Genomic DNA, 382 nt, shown 5'->3' on the forward strand with positions numbered 1-382 from the left:
CTCCGATCGAATTTCGAATTTCGATGGCTGCATAGTCTTTTTTACAGTTGTCTACTTGACGGGGGGAAGACCAATTCAATGAGATGCCTATCTGTTATTGTCCCAAAATGCGGCGTATGTCCGACAGGGTCATATTTGTAAATTTCGCAATATCTTCGATATCCATGCCATTTTTGTACATACCACGGATCAGTTGCTCTCTTTCGGCTAATTTCCCTTTTTCTATCCCTTTTTCCATGCCTTCTTCTATACCAACCTCACGAGCATGTGCCAATTTCGCTTGTTCATCAAATAACACTTTTTCCCGTGCTTCATATGCGAGACGGAAAGAGCTACTCTGACTCATATTTTCCCATTTGTGGATTGCCTTCTGTAACATTGG

The 382-nt window shown here is 41.9% G+C and carries 1 protein-coding gene; it reads right to left on the reverse strand.

Annotated elements, in window-relative coordinates; all coding sequences use genetic code 11:
• Nucleotides 1-94 precede the first annotated feature (94 nt).
• Nucleotides 95-382 (reverse strand): Rpn family recombination-promoting nuclease/putative transposase (locus JDS99_RS31080; protein WP_199696508.1); only part of this gene is annotated, 288 nt, incomplete at its 5' end.

The sequence above is a fragment of the Bacillus cereus group sp. N6 genome (assembly GCF_016483705.1).
Lineage (GTDB): Bacteria > Bacillota > Bacilli > Bacillales > Bacillaceae_G > Bacillus_A > Bacillus_A wiedmannii.